The 7,933-nt window shown below is 69.7% G+C and carries 8 protein-coding genes; 6 read left to right on the plus strand and 2 right to left on the minus strand.

Translation table 11 applies throughout. The features are described 5' to 3' along the window. The first annotated feature begins 16 nt into the window (after positions 1 to 16). Both ACXRVZ_RS21180 and ACXRVZ_RS21185 read left to right on the plus strand, forming a co-directional pair. Positions 17 to 3,061, plus strand: coding sequence for an MSCRAMM family protein (locus ACXRVZ_RS21180; RefSeq protein ID WP_457422051.1), 3,045 nt, complete (start codon positions 17 to 19; stop codon positions 3,059 to 3,061). Positions 3,062 to 3,126: 65 nt separating this feature from the next. Further along, the gene (locus ACXRVZ_RS21185; RefSeq protein ID WP_458232799.1) at positions 3,127 to 3,708 is read left to right on the plus strand and encodes a hypothetical protein; all 582 of its coding nucleotides are present in this window, start codon (positions 3,127 to 3,129) and stop codon (positions 3,706 to 3,708) included. Here ACXRVZ_RS21185 and ispD read toward each other — a convergent pair. After that, the gene (gene ispD / locus ACXRVZ_RS21190) at positions 3,614 to 4,336 is read right to left on the minus strand and encodes a 2-C-methyl-D-erythritol 4-phosphate cytidylyltransferase (RefSeq protein WP_457422047.1); all 723 of its coding nucleotides are present in this window, start codon (positions 4,334 to 4,336) and stop codon (positions 3,614 to 3,616) included. The two genes, ACXRVZ_RS21185 and ispD, sit on opposite strands and share 95 nt — an antisense overlap. A gap of 11 nt (positions 4,337 to 4,347) precedes the next feature. Then, complete coding sequence (locus ACXRVZ_RS21195) at positions 4,348 to 5,097, minus strand: class II aldolase/adducin family protein (protein ID WP_457422045.1); 750 nt, start codon at positions 5,095 to 5,097, stop codon at positions 4,348 to 4,350. A 73-nt stretch (positions 5,098 to 5,170) separates the two neighbouring features. On the opposite strand from ACXRVZ_RS21195, the gene ACXRVZ_RS21200 reads away from it, so the two are divergent. The 4 genes from ACXRVZ_RS21200 to ACXRVZ_RS21215 form a co-directional block, all read left to right on the plus strand. Further along, positions 5,171 to 6,205: an RNA methyltransferase gene (locus tag ACXRVZ_RS21200; protein WP_457422043.1), complete on the plus strand. Its 1,035-nt coding sequence runs from the start codon at positions 5,171 to 5,173 to the stop codon at positions 6,203 to 6,205. A gap of 119 nt (positions 6,206 to 6,324) precedes the next feature. Then, entirely contained in the window at positions 6,325 to 6,924 is a 600-nt protein-coding gene (locus tag ACXRVZ_RS21205; protein WP_457422041.1) for a chalcone isomerase family protein, read from the plus strand. An 18-nt stretch (positions 6,925 to 6,942) separates the two neighbouring features. Next, entirely contained in the window at positions 6,943 to 7,272 is a 330-nt protein-coding gene (locus tag ACXRVZ_RS21210; protein ID WP_457422039.1) for a hypothetical protein, read from the plus strand. Positions 7,273 to 7,378: 106 nt separating this feature from the next. Next, on the plus strand, positions 7,379 to 7,933 hold a 555-nt coding region (locus tag ACXRVZ_RS21215; protein WP_458232800.1), incomplete at its 3' end, for a TolC family protein.

Below are 7,933 nucleotides of genomic sequence, written 5' to 3' on the forward strand. Positions count from 1 at the left end.
CCGCGCGCGACGCGCCATGGCCCAGTTCCACGCACGCCTTCTCGCCACGGCGGCCCTGCTGCTCGCGCCGCTGCTGGTCCTGGCCGCACCGGACGACGCACCGACACCGCTGCGCCGCCTGGAGGTGCAGCTCGACGGCCGCGCGCTGGCCGAGCCGCTGGACGTCTTCCAGACCGACTACCAGGTGCTGCTGCCGCTGGGGGCCGTGTCGCGCCTGCTCGGGCTGGACATCCGCGTACAGACGGCATCCAACCGCGCCGCCGGCACCCTACCCGGCTCGGGCGAGCCCTTCTGCCTGGACCTGGTCGAGTCGACCATGCGCATCGGCGAACGGCGCCTGGCCTTCGAGCCACGCCTGGCCCAGGCCATCGGCGGCGACATCTATGTGTCCACCCAGCTGCTGGCGCGCTGGCTGAACCTGGAGCTGGCCGTGGACCTGCCGCACTGGCAGCTGCGCCTGCGCGCCCGCGACGCCATCGCCGCCGCACCGCCCCCGCCAGTCCAACCCGCAGACCCGCGCCGCCTCGACGACAGCAACCTGCTCGTGCTGGAGGTGACGCTGGACGGCCAGGTGCTGTCCGACAGCTTCTCCGCCTACCAGGACGGCACGCAGACCCTGCTGCCGCTGGGCGAGCTGTCGAGGCTGCTGACGCTGGCCATCCAGGTCAGGCCCGAGCGCGGCAGTGCGGACGGCCTGCTGCCGCACGAGCGCGGCTTCGCGCTGAACCTGGCCGAATCCCTGGCCAGCATTGGCGGCCGCGAGCAGCGCTTCGAGCCGCGCCTGGCCGGTGTCGTCGGCGACGACATCTACGTCTCCAAGCAGCTGCTGACGCGCTGGCTGCCGCTGGACCTGCAGGTCGACCTGGCCACGCTCAAGCTCAAGGTCGTGCCGCGCGAGAAGCTGCCGCTGCAGGAGAAGCTGGAGCGCGAACGCCTGGCCGCTGCCCTGGCCGGCCTGCAGCCCGCCGAGCGGCCCAACTACCCCTACACGGCGTCCAGGCCCGGGCTGATCGACGTGCCGTCCATTGACCAGTCCTTCGGCGCCGACGCTCGCTTCGGCCGCCACTCGCGCCAGTACAAGGCCGCCTACACGGCCTACATGACCAGCGACCTGGTCGGCATGGAAGGCTCGGCCTATGTGCTCAAGACCCAGGACAAGGCCAGGCCCGACCTGCGCCTGACCCTGGCCCGCAACGACCCCGACGGCGGCCTGCTGGGCCCGCTGCGGGCGCGCTCGGTGGCCCTGGGCAATATCGCCCTGCCCAGTGTGCGCAACGTCATGCAGGGCAGCGCCAAGGGCAATGGCGTGGCCGTCAGCAACCGGCCGCTGGACCAGCCCAACAGCTTCGACCGCCACAGCCTGCGCGGCGACCTGCCGCCGGGTTGGGACGTTACCCTGTACTACAACGACCAGCTGCTGGGCTACCAATCCTCGCGCGCCGATGGCCAATACGCCTTCGACGACCTGCCGCTGTCGTTTGGGCAGAACGAGTTCCGCCTTGTCTTCCACGGGCCGCTGGGCCAGCTGCGCGTGGAGAAGCAGAGCTTCCTGCTCGACCAGGCCAGCGTGAAGCCCGGCGAGCTCTTCTACACGCTGGCCTCGCAGGTGGCCGACGACGGCTCGGTGCGCAGTGTTGCGCAGGCCGACATCGGCCTGGGCAAGAAGCTCACCGGCAAGGTCGGCCTCGTGCGCCGGCCGCGCATCGTCAACGGCGTGGCCACCGAGTCGCTGGACTATGGCCAGCTCGGCCTGCTGGCCTATCTGGACGCGATGATCGTCAGCGGCCAGATCGCCACCATGCGCGGCGGTGGCGCCCTCGGCGAGCTGGGCCTGAAGACGCGCCTGGGCAGCTTTGCGCTGGACCTGCTGCACACCCAGCGCCAGGGTCACTTCATCAACGACCAGTTCGCCGACGTGGCCGGCGGCGTGCGCCAGCGCGACGAGCTGCGCCTGCAGGGCAGCGTGCGTCTGGGCGGCCTGCCGCGCGTCGCCCTCGACGTCAGCGCGCTGCGCAACGCGATGGAGGTCGGGCCCAACCAGTTACAGCTGGGCCTGCGCACCTCGGCCATGCTGTGGGGCACGGCCATCTCCAACAGCCTGCGCTGGCAGCACAGCGGCGAGTTCACCGGCACCGACGGCGCACTGCAGGTCAGCCGGCGCGTCGCCAACGTCGGCCTGAACGCGCAGTTCAACTACCGCCTGCAACCCGGCGCCAGCCTGCAGGCCATCGCCATCAGCGCCGACCGCAACCTGGCCGACGGCTACCAGGTCAACGCCGGCCTGCTGCGCACCATGGACTCGGGCCTGACGCTGGTCTCCGGCGGCTTCAGCAAGAACCTTGGGGCATTTGGCCTGGCCCTCAGCGCCAGCTACTCCAGCCAGCGCGAGCTGGCCCTGGGCCTGCAGCTCTTCGTGGCGCTGGACCGCGACCCGCGCAGCGGCCGCTGGCAGCTCGACGGCCAGCCGCTGGCCGGCAGCGGCGCCGTGTCGGCCCGCGCCTTCGTCGACCGCAACATGAACGGCATCCGCGACCCCGGCGAGGACTTCGTGGCCAACGCCGGCTTCATCCTCAACGGCGGTGGCCGCCACCCACGCCTGACCGATGCCGGCGGCGTCGCGCTGCTGAACCGCCTGGCCCCCGGCCGCTACGCCGACATCGCGCTGGACCCAACCACGCTGGAAGACCCGCAGTGGAAGCCGCTGACCCCCGGCGCCCGCATCCTGCCGCGGCCCGGCCGCATCGAGCAGCTGGAGTTCCCGGTCATCACGACCTCCGAGGTCGAAGGCACCATCTACCTCGTCGAGGCTGGCAGCAAGAAGCGCGGCATCGGCGACGCGCAGGTCGAGCTGGTCAATGGCGAGGGCCTGGTCATCGCCACGACGACCAGTTCAGCCGACGGCTACTACCTCTTCCACCAGGTCACGCCCGGCGCACTGCGGCTGCGCATCGCGCCGGAGCAGGCGGCCAAGCTGAAGCTGGTGGGTGCGCTGGAGCGGGCCTTGGACGTGCCGGACAACGGCGATTTCCTCAGCGGGCAGGACCTGGAACTGCGGCTCTGAACGGCTGGCCGCCATGGCTTTGCACCGATTGACAGTTCGCCTGGCCGTCGCATAGCTTGCAGGCAATGAAGAACACCGCTTTCGCCCTGTTGGCCGCCATTTCCGGTGTCGCGCACGCGGCCATTCCATCCGACTACGAGCCCACCGTCGTCGAGGCGCCGTTCAGTTTCTCGGAGCGGGTTTTCGACCTCTCCCCCGCGCTGCTGCGCGCCGAGCGGGAGCACAAGGGCCTCTACATCTATCTGGGCGCCAAGGATTGCCCGCCCTGCCGTGCCTACGAGGTGTTCCTCAGCCAGCACCGCGCCGAATTGCTGCCCGCGTTCCGCAATTTGGTGTTTGTCGACCTCCGAACCTGGGTGAGGGGCCCGGACATCAAGTTCAAGGTCGGCGACAAGCTGTATGCGTTTCAGGAGTTCAGGCAAAAGGTCAGGGACAGCAACAAGGGCTGGTCCTACCCGTATTTCTGGCTGGTAGATCCCGCCTTGAAGCGGCTCAAGAAGATGCCTGTCGGTTCGGACAATTACCTGACCGTCGACAAGCAGCTGGAGGTGCTCAGGCTGCCGGCCGAGCCGCTCGATCGTCGGGCGGTTGAGGCCCCACCAGAAGCTGCGTCGCCAGAGCAAAGTCCTCCGGCCAGGTCACCTTGAAATTAGCCATGGACGCGCGCACGAGGCGAGGCGCCAGGCCCAGGGCCTCGATGGCACTGGCTTCGTCGGTAGCCGCAGCACCCATCTCGGTCAGGGCTTTCTCGACGAGGCCGAGGCGGAACATCTGCGGCGTCTGCGCGGCCCATTTGTCGCGGCGGTCCACCGTGGCGGTGACGCGGCCGTCGGCGTCGCCGGCCTTCAGCGTGTCGGCAATCGGCTGGGCCAGCAAGCCGCCAACGGCGTCGTGCTCGCAGGCGACTATCAGCGCATCGACCCACTCGGGGCGCAGCAGGCAGCGGGCGGCGTCGTGCACAAGCACCCAGTCGTCATCGCTCGCACCGCGACGGCGCAACTCGGCCAGGCCGCCGAGCACGCTCTCGGCCCGGCTTGCGCCACCCACACGGGCGACCCAGCCTTTGTGATCGGGCAGCGCGGCCTCGAAGCGGTCGTCGTCCGGCGACAGCACCACCAGCGTCTGCGCAATACGCGATACCTCAGCGAGTGCTGCCAGCGTATGGGCGAGCATGGGCTTGCCGGCGATGGCTACGTATTGCTTTGGCATGCCGGCGCCGGAGCGCTCGCCAATGCCGGCGGCGGGGACGAGGGCGAAGAAGCGGGGACTGGTCATCCCCGACATTCTCAGGCGTCGTGCCCGGGGTTCTGTCGCGCGAGGCGCCGCAGCAGCCCTGGCCAGGCCAGTTCGGCACCGGAGCCGCGCATGACCTTCTCGCTCTGTGCGCGTATCCCGGCCAGGATCTGCGCCGGGATGCGGATCAGCTCGCCACCACCCGCCTGCGCGGCGATCTGGATCTCGCAGGCGCGTTGCAGCATGAACATCTTCAGGAAGGTGTCGGCGGCGCTGCGGCCCAGCGTCAGCAGGCCGTGGTTGCGTAGCATCATCAACGAGGTGTTGCCCAGGTCGGCGACGAGACGGACCTTCTCGTCCGGATTGAGCGCCACGCCCTCATAGCCGTGATAGCTCAGCGAAGCCAGCGGGAACAGGCTGTGCTGCGAGATCGGCAACAAACCCTCACGCTGCGTGCTGACCGCCACACCGGCCACCGTGTGCAGGTGCATGACGAACTGCGCGTCCTCGCGTGCCTCGTGCACGGCGCTGTGGATGATGAAGCCGGCCGGGTTGACGTTGTAGTCGCTGGGGGCGACCTTCTCGCCCGCCTGGTCCACCTTCACGAGACTGCTGGCCGTGATCTCCTCGAACATCATGCCGTAGGGGTTGATGAGGAAGTGGTGCTCCGGGCCGGGCACGCGCGCCGAGATGTGGGTGAAGATCAGGTCGTCCCAGCCATGCAGCGCCGCGAGGCGGTAGAGGGCTGCGAGGTCGCAGCGGACGGCCCATTCTTCGGCGGTGCAGGTCGGCGTCTGGCTCATGGTGGTCTCCTCACGGGAAAGCGTTTTTCAGCATAGCGCCGACAATCGCACAGCCCCTGTCACCTCCGTTCCCATGCTGATTGCCGACCTCCGCCAGCGCCTGCGCGCGCTGGGCGCCAACCCCGACCATGAAAGCCGCGTGCTGCGCCACTGGGTGCAGCTGCTGCCTTTGGACGGCGGCAAGCGGCCCTTGCAGGGCTTCCTGCCCAAGGCGGTCATGGCAGCCCTGCCCGCACTGATGGCCGAGCTGGAAAGCCTGGTCGCGCTGCGCAGCGAGCATGCCGGCGGCGACGGCGAGTCGGCGCGGCTGCTGCTGGGCCTGAATGACGGTCAAACGGTGGAGACCGTACTGCTGCCGCGCGACGGCGTCTGCGTGTCCAGCCAGGTGGGCTGCGCGGTCGGCTGCCGCTTTTGCATGACGGGCGTGGACGGGCTGATACGCCAGGTCGGCAGCGCCGAGATCGTGGCCCAGGTGGTGCTGGCGCGGCGCAAGAACGCGAAGCTGAAGAAGGTCGTCTTCATGGGCATGGGCGAGCCCTCGCACAACCTCGCCAGCGTGCTGGACGCGATCACGCTGCTGGGCCGCGAAGGCGGCTTTGCGCACAAGCAGCTGGTGTTCTCCACCGTCGGCGACGAGCGCGCCTTTGAGGCGCTGAATGCGGCCGAGGTGAAGCCGGCGCTGGCGCTGAGCCTGCACACGAGCGACGCCGCCAAGCGCGCCGACCTGCTGCCGCGCGCACCACGCCTGTCGCCCGAAGACCTCGTCGAAGCGGCCGACGCCTATGCCCGCGCCAGTGGCTACCCCATCCAGTACCAGTGGACGCTGCTGAACGGCGTCAACGACGGGCCCGAGGAGCTGGACGGCATCGTCCGCCTGCTCAAGGGCCGCTACGGCCTGCTGAACATGATCCCCTTCAACAGCGCCCCCGGACTGCCCTTCACTCGGCCGAGTTGGGAGCGCGCGCGGGCCATCGCCGCCGAGCTGTGCAGCCGCGGCGTGCTGACCAAGCTGCGCGACTCCGCCGGCCAGGACGTGGAAGGCGGCTGCGGCCAGTTGCGCGCCCGTGAGGCCGTAGGCCGCCCCATTCGCGTCGTGCGGGCGTCGTGAGGATTCACGCCTGACGGAGTGAACCGCCACCACAAACGGTGACAGCGCTAGCCCCATTGGCACGCAGAATGCACGCGCCGCGTCGGCTCCGATGCGAGAAAACATTCCATTGGAGAGACATGACCCTGCTTCAGACACTCGCTGCGCAAGCCCGCATGGCCGCATTGATCGCCGGCACCGCGCTGTGCCTTCAGGCCACGGCCGCTCCCACGGTCAACAAGTTCGAGCCCACGGCCCAGCTGGGCGGCAGCACGCTGCAGCTCAACGGCAAGGGCACGCGGGTGCGCCTGGTCTTCAAGGCGTATGACATGGGCCTGTACACGACCAAGCACGCCAGCACGGCGGCTGAGCTGTTCGCGATGCCAGGCCCCAAGCGCCTGCAGTTCACGGCGCTGCGCGACCTGCCCGGCACCGACCTGGGCCGGCTCTTCCTGCGCGGCATCAGCGACAACACGCCCGCCGCGCAGCTGACCCGCCACACGCTGTCCACCACCCGCCTCATCGAGATCTTCTCGGGCAAGGCCAAGCTCGTCTCGGGCGACACCTTCGCCATGGACTTCATTCCCGGCAAGGGCACGCAGTTCTACATCTCCGGCCAGGCCCAGGGCGAGCCGGTGGGGGACGACGAGTTCTTCACGCTGGTGCTGCGCATCTGGTTCGGCGACTCGCCAGCGGACGTGCAGTTGCGCGATGCCCTCTTGGACGGCGGAAAGAACTAGCCTCCTAGAATCCTTGCCGTGCGCCGCTTCTTCCTCGCCCTCCTCGCCCTGCTCGTGACAGCCCAGCTGTCGTGGGCCGGTGCGGCGCTGTGCTGCGTGGATGAACTGGCCGAGCAGAACATCGCCCTGCTGAGCGGCGAGCCAGCCCATGCGGCGGCGGCGGGCGATGCGCATCCGGTCTGCGAGACCGGCCACTGCCATTGCCACCACACGGGGTGTGCGGCGCCGCTGGCTGAAGGCCAGGGTCCCGCTGCATCTCAGGCCGTGGCGCCGGAGCCCGCTGCGGCTGTGCGGCTCCAGTCCCACACGCCTCAAGGGCTTGAACGCCCCAATTGGCTGCGCGCCTGATTCGGCGCGCCGCTTCCCACTTCCTTCTTCACTGTTGAAGCGTGGCACCCGCCGGGTGCCGGCCGCGCGCCGAACCGTCCGTTGTCCCAACAACCTGGAGAGTTCGATGCGAAGCCTTGCTGGCTTACTTTGGATGACGCTGTTCGCCAGCGCGTCCCATGCCCTGACCCTCGCCGAGGCGCAAGCCCTGGCCCTCACCCATAACCCCGACCTTGCCCATGCGCGGCTGGAGCTGCAGGCGCAGCAAGGCGCGGAGCTGCAGGCCGGCGCGCGGCCCAACCCCGAGCTGGGCGTGCTGCTGGAAGACAGCCGCAGCGCCACGCGCACGACCACCCTGCAGCTGTCCCAGGCCATCGAGCTGGGTGGCAAGCGCGCCGCCCGTCAGGCTGCCGCCGCGCAAGTGCGCGAGCAGGCCGCCGTGGCGCTGACCGCGCGGCAGGCCGACGTGCGCGCGGCCGTGGCGACGGCCTTCTTCGAACTGCTTGGCGCCCAGGAGCAGCAGCGGCTGGCCGAGTCGTCGCTGGCGCTGGCACGCAGCGTCGCGGGCGCCGCCGACAAGCGGCTGCAGGCCGGCAAGGTGGCGCCGCTGGAGCTGGCCAAGGCCCGCGTCGCCGAAGCGGGGGCGCGCGCCGAGCTGGCGCAGGCGCAGAGCGACCTGCTG

Source organism: Roseateles sp. P5_E8 (genome assembly GCF_054177665.1).

What these genes read in the sequence shown, in the direction of transcription:
- ACXRVZ_RS21180 (WP_457422051.1), top strand. Translation starts at nt 17, where the DNA reads ATGGCCCAGTTCCACGCACGCCTTCTCGCCACGGCGGCCCTGCTGCTC.
- ACXRVZ_RS21185 (WP_458232799.1), top strand. Translation starts at nt 3,127, where the DNA reads ATGAAGAACACCGCTTTCGCCCTGTTGGCCGCCATTTCCGGTGTCGCG.
- ispD (WP_457422047.1), bottom strand. Translation starts at nt 4,336, where the DNA reads ATGACCAGTCCCCGCTTCTTCGCCCTCGTCCCCGCCGCCGGCATTGGC.
- ACXRVZ_RS21195 (WP_457422045.1), bottom strand. Translation starts at nt 5,097, where the DNA reads ATGAGCCAGACGCCGACCTGCACCGCCGAAGAATGGGCCGTCCGCTGC.
- ACXRVZ_RS21200 (WP_457422043.1), top strand. Translation starts at nt 5,171, where the DNA reads ATGCTGATTGCCGACCTCCGCCAGCGCCTGCGCGCGCTGGGCGCCAAC.
- ACXRVZ_RS21205 (WP_457422041.1), top strand. Translation starts at nt 6,325, where the DNA reads ATGACCCTGCTTCAGACACTCGCTGCGCAAGCCCGCATGGCCGCATTG.